At 68.9% G+C, this 23,078-nt stretch carries 29 protein-coding genes; 19 read left to right on the top strand and 10 right to left on the bottom strand.

What is annotated here, in order from left to right; genetic code table 11:
- The first annotated feature begins 229 nt into the window (after nucleotides 1-229).
- From ACFWNN_RS18975 to ACFWNN_RS18960, 4 genes are all read left to right on the top strand, one after another.
- Nucleotides 230-397 (top strand): hypothetical protein, encoded by a 168-nt coding sequence (locus ACFWNN_RS18975; protein ID WP_382441220.1) that lies wholly within the window; start codon nucleotides 230-232, stop codon nucleotides 395-397.
- A gap of 354 nt (nucleotides 398-751) precedes the next feature.
- Entirely contained in the window at nucleotides 752-952 is a 201-nt protein-coding gene (locus tag ACFWNN_RS18970; RefSeq protein WP_382441219.1) for a hypothetical protein, read from the top strand.
- Nucleotides 949-1,365 (top strand): hypothetical protein, encoded by a 417-nt coding sequence (locus ACFWNN_RS18965; protein WP_382441218.1) that lies wholly within the window; start codon nucleotides 949-951, stop codon nucleotides 1,363-1,365. Before ACFWNN_RS18970 ends, ACFWNN_RS18965 begins: the two co-directional genes overlap by 4 nt.
- Entirely contained in the window at nucleotides 1,365-2,093 is a 729-nt protein-coding gene (locus tag ACFWNN_RS18960; RefSeq protein ID WP_382441217.1) for an NUDIX domain-containing protein, read from the top strand. The genes ACFWNN_RS18965 and ACFWNN_RS18960 overlap by 1 nt, the downstream gene beginning before the upstream one ends.
- Nucleotides 2,094-2,129: 36 nt before the next feature.
- Here the strand turns inward: ACFWNN_RS18960 and ACFWNN_RS18955 are convergent, their stop codons facing one another.
- Nucleotides 2,130-3,344 carry an acyl-CoA dehydrogenase family protein gene (locus tag ACFWNN_RS18955; protein WP_382441216.1) on the bottom strand — a complete coding sequence of 405 codons (1,215 nt, stop codon included), beginning with the start codon at nucleotides 3,342-3,344 and terminating at the stop codon, nucleotides 2,130-2,132.
- A gap of 19 nt (nucleotides 3,345-3,363) precedes the next feature.
- The gene (locus ACFWNN_RS18950; protein ID WP_382441215.1) at nucleotides 3,364-3,993 is read right to left on the bottom strand and encodes an SCP2 sterol-binding domain-containing protein; all 630 of its coding nucleotides are present in this window, start codon (nucleotides 3,991-3,993) and stop codon (nucleotides 3,364-3,366) included.
- Between the two features lie 102 nt (nucleotides 3,994-4,095).
- On the opposite strand from ACFWNN_RS18950, the gene ACFWNN_RS18945 reads away from it, so the two are divergent.
- Nucleotides 4,096-4,731: a TetR/AcrR family transcriptional regulator gene (locus tag ACFWNN_RS18945; RefSeq protein ID WP_382441214.1), complete on the top strand. Its 636-nt coding sequence runs from the start codon at nucleotides 4,096-4,098 to the stop codon at nucleotides 4,729-4,731.
- Here the strand turns inward: ACFWNN_RS18945 and ACFWNN_RS18940 are convergent.
- Together ACFWNN_RS18940 and ACFWNN_RS18935 are read right to left on the bottom strand one after the other, a co-directional pair.
- Nucleotides 4,720-5,481, bottom strand: coding sequence for a MaoC family dehydratase (locus tag ACFWNN_RS18940; protein ID WP_382441213.1), 762 nt, complete (start codon nucleotides 5,479-5,481; stop codon nucleotides 4,720-4,722). The genes ACFWNN_RS18945 and ACFWNN_RS18940 overlap by 12 nt on opposite strands.
- Nucleotides 5,481-6,716 (bottom strand): 3-oxoacyl-ACP reductase, encoded by a 1,236-nt coding sequence (locus ACFWNN_RS18935; RefSeq protein ID WP_382441212.1) that lies wholly within the window; start codon nucleotides 6,714-6,716, stop codon nucleotides 5,481-5,483. The genes ACFWNN_RS18940 and ACFWNN_RS18935 overlap by 1 nt, the downstream gene beginning before the upstream one ends.
- Nucleotides 6,717-6,769: 53 nt before the next feature.
- Here ACFWNN_RS18935 and ACFWNN_RS18930 point away from each other — a divergent pair, with 53 nt between their 5' ends.
- From ACFWNN_RS18930 to ACFWNN_RS18920, 3 genes are all read left to right on the top strand, one after another.
- Nucleotides 6,770-7,975 (top strand): acetyl-CoA C-acetyltransferase, encoded by a 1,206-nt coding sequence (locus ACFWNN_RS18930; protein WP_382441211.1) that lies wholly within the window; start codon nucleotides 6,770-6,772, stop codon nucleotides 7,973-7,975.
- A 58-nt stretch (nucleotides 7,976-8,033) separates the two neighbouring features.
- A complete protein-coding gene (locus ACFWNN_RS18925) occupies nucleotides 8,034-9,002 on the top strand; it encodes a serine hydrolase domain-containing protein (RefSeq protein WP_382441210.1) in 969 nt (322 codons plus the stop codon).
- A gap of 164 nt (nucleotides 9,003-9,166) precedes the next feature.
- Nucleotides 9,167-9,331 carry a hypothetical protein gene (locus ACFWNN_RS18920; protein WP_382441209.1) on the top strand — a complete coding sequence of 55 codons (165 nt, stop codon included), beginning with the start codon at nucleotides 9,167-9,169 and terminating at the stop codon, nucleotides 9,329-9,331.
- Here ACFWNN_RS18920 and ACFWNN_RS18915 read toward each other — a convergent pair whose 3' ends face one another.
- The 3 genes from ACFWNN_RS18915 to ACFWNN_RS18905 all read right to left on the bottom strand — a co-directional run bounded on the left by ACFWNN_RS18915 (nucleotide 9,332) and on the right by ACFWNN_RS18905 (nucleotide 10,777).
- Nucleotides 9,332-9,862 carry a hypothetical protein gene (locus ACFWNN_RS18915; RefSeq protein WP_382441208.1) on the bottom strand — a complete coding sequence of 177 codons (531 nt, stop codon included), beginning with the start codon at nucleotides 9,860-9,862 and terminating at the stop codon, nucleotides 9,332-9,334.
- A 121-nt stretch (nucleotides 9,863-9,983) separates the two neighbouring features.
- Nucleotides 9,984-10,163, bottom strand: coding sequence for a hypothetical protein (locus ACFWNN_RS18910; RefSeq protein ID WP_382441207.1), 180 nt, complete (start codon nucleotides 10,161-10,163; stop codon nucleotides 9,984-9,986).
- Complete coding sequence (locus ACFWNN_RS18905; protein WP_382441206.1) at nucleotides 10,163-10,777, bottom strand: SIMPL domain-containing protein; 615 nt, start codon at nucleotides 10,775-10,777, stop codon at nucleotides 10,163-10,165. Before ACFWNN_RS18905 ends, ACFWNN_RS18910 begins: the two co-directional genes overlap by 1 nt.
- A 154-nt stretch (nucleotides 10,778-10,931) precedes the next feature.
- Here ACFWNN_RS18905 and ACFWNN_RS18900 point away from each other — a divergent pair, with 154 nt between their 5' ends.
- From ACFWNN_RS18900 to ACFWNN_RS18880, 5 genes are all read left to right on the top strand, one after another.
- Nucleotides 10,932-12,125: an AAA family ATPase gene (locus ACFWNN_RS18900; protein ID WP_382441205.1), complete on the top strand. Its 1,194-nt coding sequence runs from the start codon at nucleotides 10,932-10,934 to the stop codon at nucleotides 12,123-12,125.
- 158 nt (nucleotides 12,126-12,283) lie between these two features.
- The gene (locus tag ACFWNN_RS18895; protein WP_169746017.1) at nucleotides 12,284-12,430 is read left to right on the top strand and encodes a hypothetical protein; all 147 of its coding nucleotides are present in this window, start codon (nucleotides 12,284-12,286) and stop codon (nucleotides 12,428-12,430) included.
- Nucleotides 12,431-12,661: 231 nt separating this feature from the next.
- Nucleotides 12,662-13,513 carry an NAD(P)-dependent oxidoreductase gene (locus tag ACFWNN_RS18890; protein ID WP_382441204.1) on the top strand — a complete coding sequence of 284 codons (852 nt, stop codon included), beginning with the start codon at nucleotides 12,662-12,664 and terminating at the stop codon, nucleotides 13,511-13,513.
- Nucleotides 13,514-13,565: 52 nt separating this feature from the next.
- Nucleotides 13,566-14,939, top strand: a complete 1,374-nt coding sequence (locus tag ACFWNN_RS18885) for a S28 family serine protease (RefSeq protein ID WP_382441203.1) — start codon at nucleotides 13,566-13,568, stop codon at nucleotides 14,937-14,939.
- A 14-nt stretch (nucleotides 14,940-14,953) separates the two neighbouring features.
- Nucleotides 14,954-15,298 (top strand): NTP pyrophosphohydrolase, encoded by a 345-nt coding sequence (locus ACFWNN_RS18880; protein WP_382441202.1) that lies wholly within the window; start codon nucleotides 14,954-14,956, stop codon nucleotides 15,296-15,298.
- Here the strand turns inward: ACFWNN_RS18880 and ACFWNN_RS18875 are convergent.
- Together ACFWNN_RS18875 and ACFWNN_RS18870 are read right to left on the bottom strand one after the other, a co-directional pair.
- Nucleotides 15,295-16,068: an HAD family hydrolase gene (locus ACFWNN_RS18875; RefSeq protein WP_382441201.1), complete on the bottom strand. Its 774-nt coding sequence runs from the start codon at nucleotides 16,066-16,068 to the stop codon at nucleotides 15,295-15,297. The genes ACFWNN_RS18880 and ACFWNN_RS18875 overlap by 4 nt on opposite strands.
- A 7-nt stretch (nucleotides 16,069-16,075) precedes the next feature.
- The gene (locus ACFWNN_RS18870) at nucleotides 16,076-16,744 is read right to left on the bottom strand and encodes a TetR/AcrR family transcriptional regulator (RefSeq protein WP_382441200.1); all 669 of its coding nucleotides are present in this window, start codon (nucleotides 16,742-16,744) and stop codon (nucleotides 16,076-16,078) included.
- 97 nt (nucleotides 16,745-16,841) lie between these two features.
- Between ACFWNN_RS18870 and ACFWNN_RS18865 the strand changes: the two genes are divergently transcribed.
- Nucleotides 16,842-17,762, top strand: a complete 921-nt coding sequence (locus ACFWNN_RS18865; RefSeq protein ID WP_382441199.1) for an SDR family oxidoreductase — start codon at nucleotides 16,842-16,844, stop codon at nucleotides 17,760-17,762.
- 20 nt (nucleotides 17,763-17,782) lie between these two features.
- Nucleotides 17,783-18,451 carry a dienelactone hydrolase family protein gene (locus tag ACFWNN_RS18860; RefSeq protein ID WP_382441198.1) on the top strand — a complete coding sequence of 223 codons (669 nt, stop codon included), beginning with the start codon at nucleotides 17,783-17,785 and terminating at the stop codon, nucleotides 18,449-18,451.
- Here the strand turns inward: ACFWNN_RS18860 and ACFWNN_RS18855 are convergent.
- On the bottom strand, nucleotides 18,448-19,500 hold the full coding sequence (locus tag ACFWNN_RS18855; RefSeq protein WP_382441197.1) for an NAD(P)-binding domain-containing protein: 1,053 nt from the start codon (nucleotides 19,498-19,500) through the stop codon (nucleotides 18,448-18,450). The two genes, ACFWNN_RS18860 and ACFWNN_RS18855, sit on opposite strands and share 4 nt — an antisense overlap.
- A gap of 140 nt (nucleotides 19,501-19,640) precedes the next feature.
- On the opposite strand from ACFWNN_RS18855, the gene ACFWNN_RS18850 reads away from it, so the two are divergent.
- From ACFWNN_RS18850 to ACFWNN_RS18835, 4 genes are read left to right on the top strand one after another with little or no spacing between them, the layout of a single operon-like run.
- Nucleotides 19,641-20,156 (top strand): hypothetical protein, encoded by a 516-nt coding sequence (locus tag ACFWNN_RS18850; RefSeq protein ID WP_382441196.1) that lies wholly within the window; start codon nucleotides 19,641-19,643, stop codon nucleotides 20,154-20,156.
- Between the two features lie 20 nt (nucleotides 20,157-20,176).
- On the top strand, nucleotides 20,177-20,746 hold the full coding sequence (locus tag ACFWNN_RS18845) for a hypothetical protein (RefSeq protein ID WP_382441195.1): 570 nt from the start codon (nucleotides 20,177-20,179) through the stop codon (nucleotides 20,744-20,746).
- Between the two features lie 57 nt (nucleotides 20,747-20,803).
- A complete protein-coding gene (locus ACFWNN_RS18840; protein ID WP_382441194.1) occupies nucleotides 20,804-21,205 on the top strand; it encodes a DUF4259 domain-containing protein in 402 nt (133 codons plus the stop codon).
- 44 nt (nucleotides 21,206-21,249) lie between these two features.
- The gene (locus ACFWNN_RS18835) at nucleotides 21,250-23,070 is read left to right on the top strand and encodes an NHL domain-containing thioredoxin family protein (protein WP_382441193.1); all 1,821 of its coding nucleotides are present in this window, start codon (nucleotides 21,250-21,252) and stop codon (nucleotides 23,068-23,070) included.
- The last annotated feature ends 8 nt before the right edge of the window (nucleotides 23,071-23,078 follow it).

Here is a 23,078-nt window from a genome sequence, read left to right as displayed (position 1 = left end):
GCAAGCAGTACAGAACGCTTGCTGATTAGTCCGCCTGGGCCGCCAGGAGTACCCGCACGATCTTGCGCTGGGTGCCCGTGTACTGCCCATCCACGTACGTCAGGTTGCCGGCCGTGGCACCACCGGCCAGCGTGCTCAACGCAGGAACCCAACCGCCCTATACCGCCGCCAACGCCAGCGCCGCACCGGAAACACCTCGCGCAACGGCCTGAACGGACCCTTGATCCCGTTGAAGCGCAAGGGAACCTGCGTGGGCTTCGTCGGCAACAGCACGGACGTCGCGACAGTCGGTGCGCAGGCGGCGGCCGTCATCCACATCGGCAGCTCCGGCGAGCCGGGCAGCAGGGATGACACGGCCATGAGCCCGCCGATCAGAGCGCTCGCCGCACGGGCATGATCTTATGTCAGTGAGGATAGGGCTGGCTCGCCGTCATGGGGACACTTCACCCCCTGAGCGCGTCCGCTGGGAAATTCTCGGTACTGCGAACGGGGCTGATTCCAGATGTGGCCGCGCTATTTTGGTCGCATCGACAATAATAGAACGTGCTGGTGAGAAGATTGCGCCTGGCGACGAGCCTTGCGGCAGCTGTCTTTGTTGTCGAATCGACTATATTTCGAGGACTTTTTGTCAAACAAACTCTAAATTGACCACTTCATGCCGCGCCGCGTATCAATGTTCCGACGGAGTGATCGAGCGCGGATCGGAGTGGTGGGCATGCCAGGCGGTCGCGAATCTTCCAACGGGCCTCAGGTGGACTGGAGAGAGGTGGCGACCTTCGGGATCGTCATCGCCTTCTTCGGGATGGCGGTCTTTCTGATCAAGTCGGGACTGGACCCCATTGCGACGGTTGGGCTCATGTCGGCGGTGACGGCGCTGGCGGTACAGTTGGTCCGCGGCCTGCGGAAGTCTGGCTCGCACCGCGGGAAGAACAAGAAAAAGGGTAAGAAGTGACGGCCGAGGTCGCGGTGATCGGTAGCTTTCGTCAACATTACGACGAGGTCGTTGCCGCTGTGGTCGAGCTCGTCGAGAGCGGGCTGACGGTGACCACGCCTCCGATTTCTTCCATCACCAACCCTGGAGAGTTGTTCGTCCGGTTCGAGCTGGATCCACCGCACGTCTCAGACGGTGAGATCCAGGCGGCCACGCTGAAGAAGATCCTGTCTTCGGACGCCGTCTACGTTGTCGCTCCGAACGGCTACATCGGCAGAACAACGTGCTATGAGTTGGGTCGAGTTCACGAGAAGGGAGTTCCGGTTTTCTACTCGGAAGTTCCCGTGGACCTGCCGCTGGAAGTTCAGGACATCATCGTGTGCGATGCCGTGGAGCTGAGAGATCGCCTGGACCTCGAGAAGCGGGAGTCTTGATGGAGGACCGCCGAGAGCGGATCACGGTACTGGTGGCGGCCGACCTCGTCGTCCTGACCATCCGTGACGGTCGTCTGCAGGTCCTGGTGGTGGTCAGGGGTACCGAGCCGTACAAGGGCATGAAGGCGCTTCCCGGTGGGTTCCTCCGCCCGGACGAGTCCGCCGAGGATGCGGCGCAGCGAGAACTGGCTGAGGAGACGGGGCTTGACCCATGCTCGTTGCCGCTTCGGCAACTGAGGACCTATTCCAGACTTGGTCGTGATCCACGAGGACGCGTCGTCTCGGTGGTCTTTCTTGCGGTCGCTCCAGAGCTGCCCATGCCTGAAACCGCTGCAGGCAACGACGCCGCCGCGTCCCTCTGGGCTCCGGTGGACGCGACGACGTCGGCTTCGCTCGCGTTCGATCACGCCGAGATCCTGGCTGACGCTGTGGCTCAGGCAGGCGAAATGATCAGTTTCACGACGCTGGCCGCGAAGTTCTGCGCCGAGACGTTCACGATGAAGGAACTGCGTCAGGTGTTCGAGGCCATCTGGGGCGTCGAGCTCGACCCAGCTAACTTCCTGCGCGCGGTCACGAACAAGAAGAACGATTTCGTGGTCCCGGCCGGTGGCCAGCACAAATACGCGCGCGCCGGGCGCCCGGCGACGCTGTACCGCATGGGGCAAGCGGAACTGCTCGACCAGCCGATACGTCGCCCACTGCGGCGTGACGCCGGAGAAGGCGTGTAGGACTGAGAAGGGCGGCCCGAAGGCCGCCCGTCCGCGTCACTTGATCTGCATCCCGGAGATCATCCGCGACACCACCAGCCGCTGAATCTCCGAAGTCCCCTCGAAGATCGTGAAGATCTTGGCGTCCCGGTGCATCCGCTCAACAGGATGATCACGGGTGTACCCGGCCCCACCCAGGATGTGGATCGCCCGCTCAGTCGCCCACACCGACACCTCGGAAGCCTTGAGCTTCGACATCGACCCCTCACCAGCGGTGAACGGCACGTTGTTGCGCCCCATCCAAGCCGCCCGCCACACCAGCAACCGCGAGGCGTCGATCTCCATCCGCATGTTGGCCAGGTCGAAGGCGATCGACTGGTTCTCGATGATCTTGCGCCCGAAGGCCCCGCGGTCCTTCGCGTACTCCAACGAGTAGTCGTAAGCAGCCCGCGCAACACCAACAGCCATCGCCCCAACGGTAGGACGCGTGGTCTCGAAGGTGGCCATGGCCGCCTGACCGCCGGCCTTCAGCCCCTCTCGTGCACGAGCGAGCCGAGCCTCAAGACGCTCCCGACCACCCAGCACACACCGTCCAGGCACCCGAACGTCGTCCAAGAAGACATCAGCCGTGTGCGAAGCACGCATCCCGTGCTTCTTGATCTTCCCAGGCGACGACAACCCAGGCGTACCAGGCGGAACGATGAACCCGGCCTGACCACGAGACCCCAACGCAGGATCAACAACAGCGGTCACGACGTGCACGTTCGCGATGCCGCCGTTGGTCGCCCAGGCCTTCTGCCCGTTCAGCACCCACTCGTCCGTCGCCGAGTCATAACGAGCACGGGTCCGATACCCGGCCACATCCGAACCGGCCTGCGGTTCGGAAGCGCAAAAAGCAGCCAGCTTCGGGTCCGACTCGTCGCCGAAGCACTCCGGCACCCACTCCGCGAGCTGTTCGGGCTCGCCGCCCGCGAAGATGCCCGCGACGGCCAAACCCGTGCCCATCAACGACAGCGCGATGCCCGCGTCACCCCAGAAGAGTTCCTCGGTGGCGATCGGCAGCGACAGCCCGATCGGGTCGGCGAACCAGGTAGCGAGAGCCTCGAAGCCGTAGAGGCCGATCTTCGCCGCCTCCTGGATGACCGGCCACGGCGTCTCCTCGCGCTCGTCCCACTCCGAGGCCGCCGGCCTGATGACGTCGCGAGCGAAGCCGTGCACCCAGTCGCGCAGGTCGGTCTGGTCTTCGTTCAGTTCGAGCGAGAAGCCACCCACAGCGCAGAACCCTTCTCCGTCAGGCCTTCGGGATGTTGAACAGGCTCATGAACCCGGCTGCGAAGCCCAGGTCGCCCTTCACCTTCAGCTTGCCCGTCATGAACAGCACGGGGGCGGAGGCGTTGCCGGTCGCGAGCTTCAGGAAGTCGGCGGGCGTCAGGGTCACGATCGCACGGGCTTCGCGCGTCACGCCCTTGTTGATCGCGCACGTCGCGTCCTCGATCACCGCTTCGTAGACGTCTTCCAGCACGTGGAAGTGCACGACGGCGCGAGTGGAGCCCGCCCGGTCCGCGCGGAAATGGACCTCCATGCGGCGGAACACCTCGTCCAGCACGCGTACGCGCAAAGAAGCATCCGCGACGACGGCCTCGATCTGGTCCTTCGAGGCACGCGAGATGATGCGGGCGAAGTTGGACGGGTCCATCTTCGACAGGTCCAGGTCGGCGCCGCCGTCGGCCAGCGCGCCCAGGGCGTTCAGCAACGCCGCGAAGTCGTCGCGGCCGAGCTTCTTCGGGTCGATGCCGCGGGCGATGACGTCGATGTCCACGTCCTTCAGCGCCGGGTCGTCCGGGGAGATCTGCTGCAACGTGCTGATCAGCTCGGCAGGACTGAGCTTCGCGATCGCCTCGGTGGTGAGGTCGAGCGTCATGCGGAACACCTCCTGGTACCTACTCGTGAGTAAGACTACTGGCCAGTAGATTGGGCGGCAAGCCGATCGGATAATCTTGCTGCTCCGAACCGAGGGGTAGTGATGCGCACAGAAGGTCGAGCCAAGCGCTTGCCACGCGCCGTGCGTGAGCGGCAGATCATGGACGCCGCCGTGGACGTGTTCTCGCGGCTCGGCTTCCACTCGGCCTCGATGGACGAGATCTCCGAGGTCGCGGGCATCTCCAAGCCGATGCTCTACGCCTACCTGGGGTCGAAGGAAGAGCTGTTCGCGACGTGCATCCGGCGCGAGGCCACGCGCATGATGGAGGCCATCGCGACGGGCGTCGAGCCCGACCAGGAACCCGACGTGCAGCTGTGGAGCGGCCTGCGCGCGTTCTTCGGGTTCGTCGGGGAGAACCGGGCCAGTTGGCAGGTGCTGCACCGCCAGGCGTCGGCGCAGGGCGGTCCGTTCGCGGTCGAGCTCACGGACATGCGCAGCCGGGCGGTGTCGCTGGTCGCGGCGCTGCTCACCCAGTCGACCAAGGCGCCCGCGACCAAGCTGGAGGCCGAGTCGCTGGCCGCCGCGCTGGTCGGGGCCGGCGAGTCGCTCGCGGACTGGTGGCTCGACCACCCCGAGGAACCCGCCGGCGTCGTCGCCGCCCGCCTCATGAACCTCGTCTGGATGGGCTTCGGGAACCTCGTCGACGGCAACGTCTGGCACCCGCCGTCACGACGTTGAACCGACCAGGTGGGGCCCCTTGCCCCACACGGCGAACTCCCAGCCGCTCGAAGTCTCCGCAGCCGAGAACTCGACCCGACCAGGGATGAACAGCGGTTTCTTGAACCGGACGGCGACCGTCACGGCCTCGGGAAGGCGCCCTTCCAACGCGGCCAGGCAACGCGCCTTCGTCCACATGCCGTGCGCGATGGCGCGGGGGAAGCCGAACACCCTGGCGCCCAACGGGTGCAGGTGGATCGGGTTGCGGTCGCCGGACGCCGCGCCGTAGCGCCGCCCGATGTCCGCGGGCACCCGCCACACCGCGGACCCGACCGGTCGTTCGAGCTCCTCGGACGACCCGGACGAGGTCGAACCCCGCCGCAGATAGGTCGAAACCCCTTCCCACACACCGGAAACCGACGTCACGACGTCGACCTGGGTGCCCTGCGGATGGGGTCGCAGGTCGCGTGCGGACACCGTGATCTCCAGCGGCTCGTCCAACGTCAACGGCCGCGACTGCGTGATCCGGTTCGCCACGTGCACGAGCCCCGGCAGCGGAAACGGGAACCCGGCGCCCGACATCAGCTTCATCTGCAACGGAAAGCCCAGCACGTGCGGGTACGTCAACGGCAACGCGTCGCGCAACCCGAACCCGCACACCGAGTTGTAGGCCGTCAGGTGCTTCAGAGACACGTCCAGCGCAGCCGAAACCGGTGGGGCGGCCAGCGTTTCCCCGCGCCGGAACGACGTGAGGGCGGCACGCAGCAACATCAGGCCCCCAGTAGCATCTGGCCGCACACGCGCACGACGTTGCCGTTCACGCCGCCGGATCCGGGCGACGCGAACCACGCCACGGTCTCCGCGACGTCCGACGGCAGCCCGCCCTGCGACAGGCTGTTCATCCGCCGCCCCACTTCACGGGTCGCGAACGGCACCGCCGCGGTCATCTTCGTCTCGATGAAACCGGGCGCCACGGCGTTGATCGTGGCCCCGCGAGCGGCGAGAACGGGCGCGAGCGTCTGCACCATCCCGATCACGCCCGCCTTGGACGTGGCGTAGTTGGTCTGGCCGACGTTGCCCGCGATGCCCGCGATCGACGACACCCCGACGATCCGGCCGCCCTCCCGCAGCACGCCCCCGTGGATCAACGCGTCGTTGACCCGTTCCTGGCAGGCGAGGTTGACCTCCAGCACCGCGTCCCACTTCGCGGAGTCCATGCGCGCCAGCGTCTTGTCGCGCGTGATGCCCGCGTTGTGCACGACGACGTCGACGCCGCCGTGCCGTTCCAGCAGGTACGACGTCAATCGGGCGGGGTCGCCGGTGATGTCGAGCTGCAACGCCGAGCCGCCCACGGCGTTCGCGACCTTCGACAGCTCGTCGCCGGCGGCGGGCACGTCCAGGCACACCACGTGCGCGCCGTCGCGGGCCAGCGTCGCCGCGATCGCCTCGCCGATGCCCCTCGACGCGCCCGTGACCAGCGCGACCTTGCCCTCCAGCGTGCCCGCGGGCGTCGCGCCGGTGACGTGGACGACCTGCCCCGACACGTACGCGGACCGTCCGGACAGGAAGAACCGCAGCGTCGACTCGACCCCGTCCTCGGCACCGTCCGCCACGTAGACCAGGTTCGCGGTGCCGCCGCGGCGCAGCTCCTTGCCGACCGAGCGCACGAACCCCTCGAGCGCCCGCTGCGCCACGGAGTCCGGCGACCGTCCGATGACGATCACCCGCCCGCACGGCCCGAGCTGCGCGATCGTGGGGTGGAAGAACTCGTGCAGCTGCTTCAGCTCGCCCACGGTGGTGATCTCGGACGCGTCGAAGACGAGCGCGCCGTACGGGGCGGCGCCTGTTTCGAGCTGCTTCAGGAAGGGCAGCCTGGCAGCGCCACCGACCAGCACCGATGTGGCCACAGCGGCGTCGCGGCGCAGCGGGTGGGGGTTCGGCAGGCCGAGCCTGCGGACGAGCTGGCGGCCCAGCCCCGACGTTGCGAACTTCTGGTACCTGTCCACGTCACACAACCTACTCGCTAGTAAGTCTACCCGCTAGTAGGTAGTATGACGGCATGCGCGTAGCGATCATCGGCGGCAACCGCATCCCGTTCGCCCGCTCGAACGGCCCGTACGCCACCGCCTCGAACCAGGACATGTTCACGGCGGTGCTGGACGGCCTGGTCAGCCGCTTCGGCCTGCAGGGCGAACGGCTCGGCGAGGTGGTCGCGGGCGCCGTCCTCAAGCACTCGCGCGACTTCAACCTCGTCCGCGAGTCGGTCCTCGGCAGCAGGCTCAGCCCCGAGACCCCCGCGTACGACCTCCAACAGGCGTGCGGCACCGGCCTGCAGGCGATCATCGCCGTGGCCAACAAGATCGCGCTCGGCCAGATCGAGGCAGGCATCGCGGGCGGCGTCGACACCACCAGCGACGCCCCGATCGGCGTGAACGAGAACTTCCGCAAGCTCCTGCTGGAGTTCAACCGCACCCGCAAGGTCAGCGTGATCGCGAAACTGCGCCCGAGTCACGTCGTCCCGCACCTGCCGCGCAACGGCGAACCGCGCACCGGCATGTCCATGGGCGAGCACGCGGCCGTCACCGCGGCGCAGTACGAGATCACCCGCGAGTCCCAGGACGAACTGACCGCCCGCAGCCACCAGAACCTCGCGCGCGCCTACGACGAGGGCTTCTTCGACGACCTCGTCACCCCGTACCTGGGCCTGACCCGCGACCAGAACCTCCGCCCGGACAGCACCGCCGAGAAGCTCGCCAAGCTGAAGCCGGTCTTCGGCGACACGATGACCGCCGGCAACTCGACCCCGCTCTCCGACGGCGCCTCCGCGGTCCTGCTCGCCACCGAGGAGTGGGCCGCGGCCCGCAACCTCCCGGTCCTCGCCTACCTGACGTTCGCCGAGACCGCCGCCGTCGACTACGTGCACGGCGACGAGGGCCTGCTGATGGCCCCGGTGCACGCCGCGCCGCGCATGCTCGACAAGGCGGGCCTCACGTTGCAGGACTTCGACTTCTACGAGGTGCACGAGGCGTTCGCCTCGCAGGTCCTGGCGACGTTGAAGGCCTGGGAGAAGGAGCTCGGCGAGATCGACAGGTCCAAGCTGAACGTCAACGGCTCGTCGCTCGCCGCAGGCCACCCGTTCGCCGCCACCGGCGCCCGGATCGTGGCGACCCTGGCGAAGCTGTTGCACCAGAAGGGGAGCGGGCGCGGCTTCGTGTCCATCTGCGCCGCAGGAGGTCAGGGCATCACGGCCATCCTGGAGCGATGAGTTCCGGCGGCCTGCGAGGTCCACCCTTCCGAACCCGTTCCGGAGAAGGATGGCGACCATGACCTTGCAGGCACTGCTGGAGTCCCACCGCGACACCGTCCCGGCCTCGGCCGCCCTGATCGCGCGCGGCGGCGACGTCGAGTTCGCGGCGGTCGGCGAGTCCAGGGACGCGGTCTTCCCGATCGCCTCGATCACCAAGCCGATCGTCGCCACCGCCGCCGCACTGCTGGTCCGCGACGGCGACATCGGCCTGGACGACCCGATCGTCCGCTGGCTCCCCGAACTGGACAGCCCGCAGGTCGTGCGCACGCTGACCAGCGAGATCGACGACGTGGTCCCGGCCGTCCGCCCGATCACCGTCCGCCACCTGCTGACGTCCCGTTCCGGCTGGGGCTTCACGGCCGACTTCTCGTTGCCCGCCACCGCGAAGCTATTCGAAGAGGCCCACCTGCACGGCCGCCCCGACCTCCCGGCCCCGGACGAGTGGCTGAAGCGCCTGGCCACGGTCCCGCTGCTGCACCAGCCGGGCGAGGGCTGGGTCTACAACACGGCGTACGACGTCCTGGGCGTCCTGATCGACCGCGCCACCGGCTCACTCCCGACGTTCCTCGCCGACCGCTTCTACACGCCACTGGGCATGACCGGCACGAGCTTCGTCAGCGACGTCCTCCCGTCCGGAGCAGGAGGCCTCCAGTCCACAGTGGACGACCTGCTGGCGTTCCACCGCCACCTGCTCACCGGCGACCTGCTGCCGCAGCTGGCCACGGACACGACCTCCGCCGCGGAGCGCGAAGCAGCCGAGATCTTCCTCGAAGGACAGGGCTGGGGCTGGGGCGGCAGCGTCGACATCGCGCGGCGCGACCCGTGGAACGTCCCCGGTCGCTACGGCTGGGTGGGAGGTTCCGGCACGGCGGCGCACGTCATCCCGGCCACCGGCACGATCACCGTCCTGCTCACCCGCACGGCGATGACGAGTCCCACCCCGACCCCGATCATGCGCGATTTCTGGCGGTACGCGGCGGAGTAAGGCTTGCCGAAGTAGACGGTCCCTCATGCACACTCAGAGTGTCGTTTCACCGCGACACTGGGGGTGGGATGCAGGACCTGCAGGTTGATCCCGTCAGAGATCCGATACTCGCACGCGCGCTGATGGGCACCTTGCGCGACGAGTGGGGCCCGGCAGCAGACGCGATGAGGTCAGCCAGGGAGTGGGAACGCCGCGCCTACATCCTGCTGACCCTCGCCGCCGCGGCCCGCCGCCGCGCCGAGTGGCTCACCAACTGGCGGAAGGCGCGGCCGGACGACCGCGACGCCGCAGCCCTGCACCACACCGTGGAGTCGCTCAACGGCCACTGACTACGGCTGCACGGCGGAGTAGAACTTCTTCGCCAGTGCACGCACAGACGTCCGGCACTGCTCGCCCCCGACGCCGGTCTGCGCGACCGTCAGCACGGCGTTCTCGTCGAGCGCCTCCATCGCACAGGCCGAGTCTCGCGCTTCTCGCCAGCGTGCGATCGAACCGATGCCTGCGCCTTCCTCGTCCCACCCGGCTGTGCGGTCTGTGAAGTAACTCTTCGCGTGGTCGTTTCCGGACACGACACCGGTGGCGTCCGTGCTCCTCCACGACTTGATGGCGAACGTGATCGTCTGCTCGGCTGCCTTGAACAGGCAGGTCTTCGCTGCCGGCTGGGCACCTGCGGGCGAGTCGTCGTCCGGTTCGGAGGCAGGCAGATCCGCACCCACCCGCTGCCTGATGTCCTGGCAACTCCTCAGCACCTCGGCCGGGTACTTCACCGGAGCAGACGGCGGGGAGACCGGCGTCGAGGTCGAGTCGAAGGTCGGCGTCTCCACGCGCTCGGCACTGCAACCGGCGATGAGGAGGGCCACCGTCGCAACGCCAAGGACGTGGTGAGTGCCAATACGCCCAAAAGGCACAGCGCATACCCCCGAGTTCCGTAGCGATCACTGCTGCGGAACGACGATAGCGAGTCGCTGAGGGAGCCTGCGATCACATGCCCGACGACGAGGCCGACGAGTTGTCGTAGGTGCCGTTCGGCTTCGCCCGGTACTGGTACCGGCCCTCGCGCCGCCCGCGCCGAGCCCGCCGCCCGAGCAGCACGATGGTCGTGAACACCGCCAGGAACAGCAGGACGGCCCCGCCGATCCCCAACACCAGCGCCGTCTCCATCAGTCGAGCAACGACCAGGCGGCCGTGCACGTGGCGGACACGGTGATCTGCTGCGCCTTCAGGTTCAGCTGGTCGACCATCCCGGCCGGCCCGGCCATCTCGAACGACGCCGCCCCGCTCATCATCCGCGGCGAGTAGTGCGACCCGCCCTCGGTGTCGCCGATCCGCAGCAACGGCCCGAGCCGCCGCCCCAGCGCCGACGCGTACCCCTCGGCCCGGCGCAGCGCATCGGCCACGGCCTCGCGCTGGGCCTCGCGGATCGCCTCGGTGTCGTCGACCAGGGCCCACGACGGACCGTTGATCCACGACGGCTCGGCCTGCACCAGCGCGGCCAGCAGTCCGTCGAGGCGGTCCAGGTCCTTCACCCAGATCACGTACTGCTGCTGCGCGCGGCTGCCGACGCGCTGGTTGTTGTCCCAGTTGTCGTGCGCGGACAGCTGCCGCGACCGCACCTCGAACTCCTCGAGCAGCGGTTCGACGACGGAAATGCGCTGGTTGAGCGTGCTCACCGCCTCGGAGCGTTCGGCGCCGAGCGCCCCGAACGTCACGTCGACCTGTGCGCGGTCGGCGGTGCGCTCGACCTCGCCTGTCCCCTTCGTCACGACTTCAGCCACGTGAGCCAGCCAACCGCGAGACCACTCCATCTGCAACTATCAGCTTCTATTGCTCAATCACTAGATAAATGTAGAGAGCGGCATCCGGCCGCACTTCGAAGGATGTCTGCGCGTCTCTACGGCACGCCCTAGAAACGCGGATACGGTGCGAGCCATGGACCCGGTGCGCAACCCGTTCGCTCCCGGTGCAGGCCAGCGGCCTCCTGAGCTCGCCGGCCGGGACAAGGAGGTCGGCGCGTTCGAGGTGGTGCTCGAACGCGTGGCCCGCGGCCGTCCCGAGCGCAGCCTCGTGCTGACGGGGCTGCGGGGCGTGGGCAAGACCGTGCTGCTCGGCGAGCTGCGGTCGATGGCCGTGAAACGCGGCTGGGGCGCGGGCAAGGTCGAGGCCAGGCCGGACGCCGATCTCCGCAGGCCGCTGTCCGCCGCGCTGCATCGGGCGATCCGCGACCTCGCCGTCCGCCACCGCGCGCCGGACCGCGTCGAGGCCATCCTCGGCATCCTCAAGGCGTTCGCGCTGCGGGCCGCCCCGGACGGCGCCAAGCTGCGCGAGCGCTGGCAGCCCGGCATCGACGTGCCCGCCGCGTCCGGCCGCGCCGACTCCGGCGACATCGAGATCGACCTCGTCGAGCTGTTCACCGACGTCGCGGAGCTCGCGCAGGACGTCGGCACGGGCGTGGCGCTGCTCATCGACGAGATGCAGGACCTCAAGCCGGACGACATCAGCGCGTTGTGCGCGGCCTGCCACGAGCTCTCGCAGATCGGCGCGCCGCTGGTCGTCGTCGGCGCGGGGCTGCCGCACCTGCCCGCGGTGCTGTCCGCCAGCAAGTCGTACTCGGAACGCCTCTTCCGCTACGTCCGCATCGACCGGCTCAGCCGCGAGGACGCCGACCGCGCCGTGCTCGCCCCGGTCGAACGCGAGGACGCGGGCATCACCGACGAGGCGCTGGACGCCCTCTTCGACGCCTCCGGGGGCTACCCGTACTTCATCCAGGCCTACGGCAAGGCCGCCTGGGACGCCGCCCCGGCCGATCCGATCACCGCGCTGGACGTCTCCGTGGCCGCTCCGGAGGCCGACGCCGAGCTGGCCGTGGGCTTCTTCGGCTCCCGATACGAGCGTGCAACGCCCGCTGAACGCGAGTATCTCCGGTCGATGGCCGAGTTGACCGACGGAAAGGATGCGGGCGTCAACACCGCCCAGGTGGCCGAGCACCTCAAGCGCAAGCCGTCGTCGCTGTCGCCCGCACGGGACTCGCTCATCAAGAAAGGCCTGGTCTACAGCGCGGAACGGGGTCAGATCGCCTTCACCGTGCCGCACTTCGGACGGTTCCTGCTCGGTCGTGAGGAGTGACGGCGGACACCTACGGTTGTCCGGCTGTCCACGTTGTCAGCCGATGATTCATCGGCGTGTGCCCCAACTCACCGGATAATCGCGTGCTTTCACGCGCGCGTAGGTGCATACTTGGGTTACCAACCAAACAGACCTCACAGAGGGAAGTGCAGACCGAGATGAACTTCGCAGCGAAGCTCCGCGCCCGTCGTGCCGAGGCGCGCAACCGGAAGGCCGTGGCTCGCGCGATCGACATGGCGACCACCCCGTCCATGCGTCACGAGCTGATGGCCATCGCCCAGGCTCAGGTCACCACCCTGCGCTGACTTTCTGACCCGGCACTCGCGCGGCGCCCCGCTAGCGAGTGCCTCCCTACGGGAACCCCCTGGAGCACCTCCCGCGCTCCAGGGGGGTTTCATTCTGTTAAACGTGATCCACGCCACAGTATGATGGCGTTGTAACAGCGCACGTCGGTCCGCCGATGTCACTGTTGACCTCGCGGTGCTGTCGGACCCCCGACCTGGCAGCACCGCGAGGTTTCTTGTTTGCTGGGGGACATGAAGATCGCCGTGCTCGGCACCGGCCTCATGGGTGCCCCCATCGCAGCCAACCTCGCCGCGGCCGGACACGACGTCCGGGTCTGGAACCGCACGCGCGCCAAAGCCGAACCGCTCGCCGCTCAGGGCGCCGTCGTGGTCGACACGCCCGCCGAGGCCGTCGAAGGCGTCGAGATCGTGCTGACGGTCCTGAACGACGGTCCGACCGTCACCACCACCATGCAGGCCGCCGCGCCGTCACTGCCGCACGACGCGGTGTGGGTGCAGGCGTCCACGGTCGGTGTCGACGCGACGGAGGACCACATCGCACTCGCCCGGTCGCTCGGGCTGGAGTTCGTCGACGCGCCGGTGCTCGGCAGCACCAAGCCCGCGGCCGAGGGCAAGCTCGTCGTGCTCGCGTCCGGTGCGGAAGAGCTCCGTGCGCGCGTGCAGACCGTTTTCGACGTCATCGGCGCACGCACGATGTGGGTCGGCGAGGCCGGCCAGTCGTCCCGCCTGAAGCTCGTCGCGAACAGCTGGGTGCTCGCGCTGACCGCCGCCGTCGGCGAGGCCGTGTCGCTCGCGGAGGCCTCCGGGCTCGACCCCCAGCTGTTCCTGGACGCCGTGTCCGGTGGCGCGATCGACACGCCATACCTGCAGATGAAGGGCGGCGCGATCATCGCCCGCTCGTTCGACCCGGCGTTCACCGTGGAGAACGCGCTGAAGGACGCCCGGCTCGTCGGTGAGGCGGCGGAACGGGCACAGGTGCGCCTGGACGTCGCCCAGGCGTCCGCCGAACGTCTGCAGCGCGCGGTCGACGGTGGTCACGGCGACAAGGACATGGCCGCGTCTTACTTCGCCAGCTACGAATAAGCCCGACTAACGGCGGGTCCGGCGGGGCGTGCGGGCTCAATAGCGTGGGCTGGTGAACAGACTCGCACGCTCCCTGCTGGCGTTCGGCCTGGCATCGGCGCAGGTCGTGGCCACCGCCGCAGTCGTCTCCGCCGCCCCCGACATCAAGGACCGCATCGCCGCCATCCCCGGCGTGCGGATCATCAGCGAGGGGACGTCCGGCACCGCGCGGACGTTCGTCCTCGGCATCCAGCAGCCCGCCGACCACCGCAAGCCGCGCGGGCAGAGGTTCGAGCAGCGCTTCTCCCTGCTGCACAAGGCAGAGTCCAAGCCGATGGTGCTGCACACCACCGGCTACAACCTGTCCGGCTCGGTCAGCCCGTCCGAGCCCGCGCGGCTCGTCGACGGCAACCAGATCAGCGTCGAGCAGCGGTTCTTCTCGCCGTCGCGGCCCGCGCCCGCCGACTGGGACGACCTGAACATCTGGCAGGCGGCCAACGACCACCACAAGATCGTCCAGGCGTTCAAGAAGATCTACGGGGCGAAGTGGCTCTCGACGGGTGCCAGCAAGGGCGGCATGACGTCGATCTACCACCGCCGGTTCTTCCCACGCGACGTCGACGCGACCATCGCGTACGTGGCGCCGAACGACGTGGTGAACGACCGTGACGTCTACGGGAAGTTCATCCGGGAGGTCGGCGACGACCCGTCGTGCAACCGCCGCTTGGAGGGCGTCCAACGCCAGATCCTGGAGCACCGCGACGAGTTCGTGGCGCGCCTGGAGGCCAAGGGCTACACCTACAAGCAGTTCGGCAACGCCCACCGCGCGCTGGAAGTCCTGGTGCTCGACACGCCGTTCACGTTCTGGCAGTACGGCACGCAGTCCCAGTGCGCGCTCGTGCCGGGCGCCGGCGCGTCCGTGGACGACCTCTGGAAGTTCATCGACGCCACCGTGGGCTTCGACTTCTACACCGACGCGGGCGTGGCGCCGTACGACACCTACTACTACCAGGCGGGAACGCAGCTGGGCTGGCCCGAGGCCGACGAGTCCGCGGTGCGCGACCTGTTGCGCTACCCCGGTTCCAGCGTGCCGCGCACGATGGTCCCGGCCTCGGTCAAGTTCCCGCGCTTCGACAGGCACGCCATGGCCGACATCGACCGCTGGGTGCGCTACCAGGGCTCGCGACTGCTGTTCGTGAACGGCGAGAACGATCCGTGGAGCGCGGAGCCGTTCGTGCTGGGCCGCGGCACCCGCGACTCGCTGTCGTTCACCGTCCCGGCGGGCAACCACGGCGCGAACATCGCGCGTCTCCCGGAAGCCGACCGTGCCGCAGCCACCGCCGCCGTCCTGCGCTGGGCAGGCGTTTCCTCTCCTGCTGCTGCTCTGACGCAGTCGGTCGACGAGGGCCCTGACTCCCTCGAAGCACTGCGGGCGCGCCGAGGCTGAGGCACGCTGGAGGCGTGAAGCCGTTGCTCGTGGTCGACGCAGCCAACGTCGTGGGTTCGGTCCCGGACGGGTGGTGGCGCGACAGGGCGGGCGCGGCCGAACGCCTCCGCGACGCCTTGCAGGGCCGCGACGAGGAAGTGGTCCTCGTGGTGGAAGGCAAGGCGCGCAACGTTTCTTCGATTCCCGACGTCCGTGTCGTCTCCGCCCCTGGCGACGGCGACGACACGATCGTCGAGGTGGTCCGCACCGAGGGCGCGGACCGCCAGGTGACCGTCGTGACAGCGGACCGCGAGTTGCGTGCGCGGGTGGTGGCGCTGGGCGCCGACGTGGCGGGCCCGACCTCCGTTCCGCGCCGCTAGAGCCGGAAGAGCCTTTCGAGCACCTGCGCCACCCCGTCCTCGGTGTTGGGCGGCGCGTGGTTGCTGCACGCACTCTTCACGACGGGGTGCGCGTTGCCCATCGCATAAGCCGTCCCGGCCCACCCGAGCACCGACAGGTCGTTCGGCATGTCCCCGAACGCGATGACCTCGCTCTGGTGGATTCCCCTGGTGCTGCACAGGGATTCCAGCGTCGCCGCCTTCGACACCCCGGGCGGGCTGATCTCCAGCAACCCGAGCCCACCGGAGTGCGTGACGGACACGTGCTGCCCGACGGCCTCGCGCGCGACCTCCATCATGTGGTCCGACTCGCCGTCCGGCGCCCAGGCCAGCATCTGCACGACCTGCGACGCCTCCTCGTAGACGTGGTCGAGCAACTCCAGTGTCCTGTGTGGATTGTTGGGTCCGAAACCCTGGAAACCGGGCTCGCACAACACTTCCATCCCGGTCTCGACCGCGATGCCGACGTTCGGGATCACCTCGGCCAACGCCTCGGCCACCTTCCGCACGACGTCGAACGGCACCGTCTGCGCGTGCGTGACCTCGCGGTTGGTCAGGTCGTAGATCATGGCCCCGTTGGAACAGATCGCGGTCCCGGTGAGGTCGAGGTCCTGCACGAACCGCGGCGGTCGCGCCGTCACCACCACCACGTCGGCGTCGACGGCGTGGAGCGTGGCGCGGGTGCGGTCGCTCAGCACACCGCCCGGTTGCAGCAGCGTCCCGTCGAGGTCGGTCGCGATCAGCCTGATCATCGCCCGATTATCGGGGCTGGTGCTCGCGGGCGAGAAGACCCGAAGCGGTCACCTCGGTGGTGCGGCGCACGACGTCGGCGAAGTCGATGCACATCACGGCCAGGGCCGGATCCGCTGCGTACGCGTCGAGAACGGCCTGCGGCGGACGGCTGCCCGGCCAGGCCGCGACCGCGACCAGCATGACCGTCCGCATCAGCTCGGCGGCGTCCTCGTCGCCCAGTTCGGGCAGGTGCCGGCCGCAGACTTCGACGAGCGTCCCCAGGTAGCCGTGGACGGCGCGTTTGTGCTGCAACGCGGTCTCCGCGGAGATGTTGCGCTCCAGCACCGTCGACTGGGCGCTGATCAGTTCGCACAGCACCGGGCGGGCGGCCAGCGAGGTGGCCAGGAGTGCGGCGAGCCGGTCACCGCGCTCCTGTGCGGAGCCGTCGGGAACCTCCGTGGACCTCAGTTCGGTGATCCAGTCCGCGACCTCCGCCTCCAGCAGCGCGAGCAGGACCGCCTCCCGCGACTCGAAGTAGCGCAGGACGTTGGCCTTGGCGAGGCAGACCCGGCGGCTGAGCGCGGTGAGGGTCAGGTCGGCGACCGGCACCTCCGTGAGCATCGCGGCCGCGGTGGCGAGGATCTGGCGCCGCCGTTCGCTCCGCTGCTCGTCGGTCCGCGCCCTCTGGAAGGTCATGCGACGCATGTTACAGACCGGTGGTCCTTTACTAAGAGACCGATGGTCCGTTATGTTGGCGACATAAGAGACCGCCGGTACTTAACGAGGGGTTGTCATGTACGAGGTTCCTGACCAGCACGGGAAGCGCATCGTCGTCACGGGCGCGAACAGCGGGACCGGCAAGGAGGCGGCCAAGCGCCTCGCCGGAGCCGGGGCCGAGGTCGTCCTCGCGGTGCGCACCGAGGCCAAGGGCGAGCAGGCGAAGGCGGAGATCCTCGCCGCGCATCCCGGCTCCGTGCTGGAGGTCCGCCGGCTCGACCTGGCCGACCAGGCGTCGGTGCGCGCGTTCGCCGAGGGGCTGGTCGCCGAGGGCCGGCCGCTGGACGTCCTGGTCAACAACGCGGGCGTGATGAACGTGCCCGCGCGGACCGAGACCGCCGACGGGTTCGAACTGCAGCTGGCCAGCAACTTCCTCGGCCCGTTCGCCCTGACCGCCCACCTGCTGCCGCTGCTGCTGGCCGCTCCCGCGCCGAGGGTCGTGACGATGGCGAGCGGTGCCGCCTACCGCGGCCGGATCGACTTCGACGACCTGCAGTCCCGCCGCGGGTACAGCCCCACGCTGGTCTACTCGCACTCCAAGCTGGCGGACCTGCTGATGATGGTGCGCCTGGCGGACATCGCGGCCGAGAAGGGCTGGCCGCTGCTCTCGGTCGGCGCGCACCCCGGTTACACCCGCACCAACCTGATGACCACCGGGCCGTTCCTGAACGGCGGCAAGCCCGGTCTCGTCGAGCGGATCGGCTACCGGGTCGTGCCCTCGCAGGGCGTCGAGCAGGGCACCGAACCGCTCCTGTTCGCGACGGCGGACCCCGGCGTGGTCGCCGGCGGGTACTACGGGCCCCGCTGGGCGCTCGTCGGTCCGACCAGGCCCGCCTCGATGCCCAGGACCGCGCGCGACAAGGCGGTGGCCGCCCGGCTCTGGGCCGAGGCCGAGCGCCTCACCGGCACGTCGGTGGAGGCCGCGACCCGGCGATGACCATGGGGCAGGATCGGATCATGACTCACCGCGTTGACGAGATGCCGTTGCCGATCTGGCTGCCGGAGTCCGGTTCCGGCCCCGGCATCGTGCTGATCCAGGAGATCTTCGGCCTGGACGAGTACCTCCGGGGCATCGCCGAGAAGCTAGCCGCCCTCGGCTACGTCGTGGCCGTCCCCGAGCTCTTCCACCGCTTCCAGCCGGGCTGGGTCGGCACCCACGACGAGGCGGGCATCGCGAAGTCGATGGAGGTCGTCGGCAACCTCGACTTCCCGCTGGCGGTCCAGGACGTCGTGAAGTCGGTCGAGTACCTGCGCGGCCTTCCCGAGGTCACCGGCAGGGTCGGCGTGTTCGGCTTCTGCCTCGGCGGCACCCTCGCCTACGTCGCGGCCACGGCGTCGAACCCCGACACCGCCGTGTCGTTCTACGGCTCGGGCGTGCCCGACCAGATCGGCACGCTGGACCAGGTGACGTGCCCGATCCAGTTCGTCTTCGGCACCGAGGACAACTTCATCACCGGCTACCAGAAGGTCGTGGACGCGGTCGAGGGCCACGACCACGCCGAGATCCACCTGGAGCCCGCCGGCCACGCGTTCCTCAACCACCTCGCGCCCTGGTTCGACCGGGCCGCCGCCGACCGCGCGTGGGACATCTCCGCCCAGTTCCTCGCGCGCACGCTGCCGGTCTAGGCGATGCACGGCACCGCGAGCTGCTGCGAGAAGAACTTCTCCAGCGGCTTGCGGTGCAGGCGGCGTTCGACGGCGATCAGCTCGTCGCGCCGGTAGTGCCGGACCTGCGTGCGCGTGACGACGAAACCGTTGCGCCCACCGGCGGGCATCTCGTCGTAGAGCAGGGCGTGTTGTCCTTGCGTCACAACGACGTCCGCCAGTCCGTCCGGGATCTCGCCGGCGCGCGTGGCGATGGTGGCGGCCAGGGCGTCCGGCCGGTTGCGCAGGCGGCGGTGCGGCCACGGGACGCCGTGGTGTTCGGCTTCGAGCGTCCGGTGCAGCGCCCGCGCGGCGTGGCGGATGGTCTTGATCGAGTCGCCGGTGAGCACGTGCACCTCGGGGCCGTCCAACGTCGTGTCGCGCCGGAAACCGGTGCACACGATCACGTGGTCGTAGCGCAGCTCGCCGGTGCCGTCGATGGAGGCGATGAAACCGTTGTCGTCCTTGACGATCCGCTGCACGGTCCGCCCGACGGTGTGCGTGAGCCGTGCCGTCGTGGCGATGTTGTCGGCCGTCTCGAACGCGCTGGGCCCGCGCCCGATGATGAGCACCCGCTTGCCCGCGTAGGCGGTGGGGTCGGTCGAGGCGGTCGCGTACGTCTCGGCGTGTTCGACGCCGGGAATGCCGGGCAGGTGAGGCCGCATCCCGGTGGCCACGATGACGTGCCGCGCCCCGAAGGCGTCCACGTCGCTGACCCTCGTGTTGTAGCGGATGTGCAACGGCCGCGCGAAGTCCTCCAGGTAGCGCACCAGGTCGTCCGCGCCGGGAAAGGCCCGCTTGCTGTACCGCGCGAACGGCACGCCGTCGAACAGCGAGTTGTCGTCCGTGGAGAGCACGCGGTGCCGCGGGAACTTCCGGAAGAAGCTCGCCGGCTCCGGTCCCGCCTCGACGATCAGGTAGTCGCGCCCCGAATCGTGCAGGAACCGCCCCATCTGCAAGCCCGCCGGACCTGCACCGACCACCAGGTACTCCGCCATCACGCACCTCCCGGCGTCCTCTACGCCAAGCATGGCGAAAAGGTTCAGGCGGGCGGCCAGAGTTCCATGATGCGGTCTGCCAGCGCGTTTCGCTCCTGCCGTCCCGCTGGGCGAGACCCGTTTCCGCAAGTTCGCGATCTGCCGGCCGCGCGCGACGTCGTTAGGGTGGATCCATGAGGCTCGCTGTGGTGACGGCACTGACGCTGCTGCTGGCCGCCTGCACCTCCGTGGCCGCACCCGCGCCGCCCCCGTCCACCGAGCCGAGCGAGACCACCACCATGCCGCCGACTCCGCCCAGGCAGGAGCCGTTCGACATCACGACGGACGTCCAGGGCGTCCGCGAGTGGCAGAACTCCCCGGACGAGATGGGCTTCGTCTACCGCGTGCAGCCCATCGACTTCACGCTGACGCCGCGCAACACCGGCAGCACCCCGCAGTCGGACGCGCGACTGAGGTTCGTCGTCGAGGACATGGACGGCGAGGGCGACCTGACCGCCGGCGGCGACGGGTGGGCGTGCGAGGGCGGTCGCGACATCGTCTGCACGGCGACCGGCGTGGCGGAACCCGGCGGCACGTGGGCGCCGCTCACGCTGACCATGCGGCACACCAAGGGCGGGCAGACCCGCGTGGTCGTGCACTGGGCGGACGTGACGCCGAGCGTCATCTTCCGCTACGACACCGGCACCTGATCCCCGCTACCGTCGCGGGCATGGGGAAAGCTCTAGGGGCTTCGCTGCTGCTGTTCGTCGCGGCCTGTTCGACACCGCCGGCGCCACCACCTGCGCCGATCGTCACGACTCCTCCGCCGGAAGTGCCGACGACCACCGAGGAGGAGAAGCCTCCTCCCGGGCCACAGGACTGGTTCGAGCTGAACCCGCTGGGGCCGGGCTACGTGAACTACTACCCGCCCCAGGTCCGGTACCGGACCCAGCACCCGCACGACGTCGTGGTGAAGTTCCGCAACGCCGGTGACGAGACCCTGACGGCGCCGGTGATCCGGTTCGAGATCTCACCGAGTTTCGAGGGCAACGGGGTCATCCACACCATCGTCCTCAACGCCGGTGGCGACGGCTGGACGTGCGAGACCGACCGGGAGTCGGCGACCTGCCGCAGCAAGGCGGAACTACCGCCGGGCGAGAACCTGCCGCAGATCGACGTCGGCGTGGTGTTCGAGCCCGAGAACGACCAGTACCTGGGCAGCGACATGTCCGACGACCTCACCGTCACCTATGACGACGTCGTCTTCAAAGGCACGATCAGGTACGACACCAGCACGTGACAGCGCGAAAACCTGACAGCGCGAAAATTGTCAGAGGCGACTGTCATGATCGCCGCCATGGGAACCTGGGACATCGGGCACTTCGACAACGACGCCGCCGCGGACTTCTCCGGCGCGCTCGACGACGCCCCGCAGACCGAGCGCGAGGCCATCATCCGCAAGGCCTTGACCACCACGATCGAGACCGAGGGCTTCCTCGACAGCTACTACGCCTGCAAGGTGATGGCCTCGGCCGCCCTGATCGCCGCGCAACTGCCCGGCGGCGCCCCGATCACCACGTCCTACGCGCCCGACGAGCCGATGCCGACCTTCTCGGCGGACCTGCGCCCGCTGGCCGTCCAGGCGCTCGACCGCGTCCTGGAGAAGGACTCCGAGCTGGCCGAACTGTGGGACGAGACCGAGTACAGCGAGAAGTGGCGGCAGAGCGTGGCCGAGCTGAAGGCCGTCCTTCTCACCTGATGGACGCCGGAACAGCCTGACCGTCCACAGTGTTGGATACGGCCGTGACGACCTCGAAGCGCCGTGCCCGTGTCCGTGCCCCTGAGCTGCACGGACGGGCCTGGCTGAACACCGGCGGCGAGCAGGTCGGCCTGAAGGACCTGCGCGGCAAGATCGTGCTGCTGGACTTCTGGACGTTCTGCTGCATCAACTGCCTGCACGTCCTCGACGAGCTGCGGCCCCTCGAGAAGGAGTTCGAGGACGTCCTCGTCACCATCGGCGTGCACTCGCCGAAGTTCGTGCACGAGGCCGATCCCGAGGCGCTCAAGGCCGCCGTCGAGCGCTACGAGGTGCACCACCCGGTTCTGGACGACCCGGAGCTCGGCATGTGGCAGCAGTACGCCGTCAAGGCGTGGCCGACGCTCACCCTCATCGACCCCGAGGGTTACGTGGTGCACGTCGCCGCTGGTGAAGGCCACGTCGAGGCCCTCAGGACCATCATCAGGGAGCTCGTCGAGGAGCACGACGAGAAGGGCACGCTGCACCGCGGCAGCGGGCCGTACCAGGCGCCGGAACCGGAGAACACCACGCTCCGGTTCCCCGCCAAGGCGATCGTCACGCCGGGCAACACCATCCTGGTCAGCGACTCCGCCCACCACAGCATCGTGGAGCTGGAGGCCGACGGCGAGACCGTCATCCGCCGCATCGGCACCGGCGAACGCGGCCGCCAGGACGGCCTGAACCCGTCCTTCTCCGAGCCCGCCGGCCTCACGCTCGTCCCGAACACGCACGGCTACGACGTGGTCGTCGCGGACACGGTCAACCACCTCCTCCGCGGCCTGAACCTGGAGACCGGCGAGGTCACGACCCTCGCGGGCACCGGCGAGCAGTGGCGGGACGGGGAGACGGACGGGCCGGCCGGCAAGATCGAGCTCACCAGCCCGTGGGACGTGGCCTGGTGGAACGGCGGCGTCGCCATCGCCATGGCCGGCAACCACACGCTGAGCTTCTTCGACCCGGAGACCGACACGGTCCGCAGGCTGGCCGGCACGACCGTCGAGGGCATCAACGACGGACCGGCCGAAGGAGCCTTCTTCGCCCAGACGTCCGGGCTCGCGGCGGACGGCGACCGGCTCTGGATGGTCGACTCCGAGACCAGCGCGCTGCGGTACCTGGAGAACGGCGAGGTCACCACGGTCGTCGGCAAGGGCCTCTTCGCGTTCGGGCACAAGGACGGCGACGCCGAGGAGGCGCTGCTCCAGCACCCGCTGGGCGTCACGGTCCTCAAGGACCACTCGGTGGCGATCAGCGACACCTACAACAACGCGATCCGCCGGTTCGACCCCGCGACCAACACCCTCACCACCATCGCCACGGACATCGCCGAGCCGTCCGACGCGCTCGTCGTCGACGGCGAGCTCGTGGTGGTCGCGAGCGCCGCGCACAGGCTCGAACGGTTCGCCGAAGCCGCGGTCAACATCAACGGCGAGGCGCACGAGGTCAGGCGCCCGTCGACCGACATCGCGGCCGGGAGCTTCGAGCTCGCGGTGATCTTCACGCCCCCGACCGGCACGAAGCTGGACGAGCGGTACGGCCCGTCGACCCGCCTGGAGATCACCAGCTCACCGCCCGAGCTGATCGTCGAAGGCGCCGGCGTGACCACCGAACTGGTACGCGCGTTGCGGATCAACGATCAGGTCACGAACGGCGTGCTGCACGTCGTGGCGCAGGCCGCCAGTTGTAGTGACGATCCGGCCGACGAACACCCGGTCTGCCGCCTGACCAGGCAGGACTGGGGGGTACCCGTTCGAGTGGTTGCGGATGCACCTACCAGGCTGCCGCTGCTCATGGGCGGCATGGACGAGGAGGGTCCGCAAGCCACGTAGACTCCCGG

This window comes from Lentzea sp. NPDC058450 (assembly GCF_042721395.1).
Classification (GTDB): domain Bacteria; phylum Actinomycetota; class Actinomycetes; order Mycobacteriales; family Pseudonocardiaceae; genus Lentzea.
This window is presented reverse-complemented; position numbering and strand designations above follow the sequence as displayed.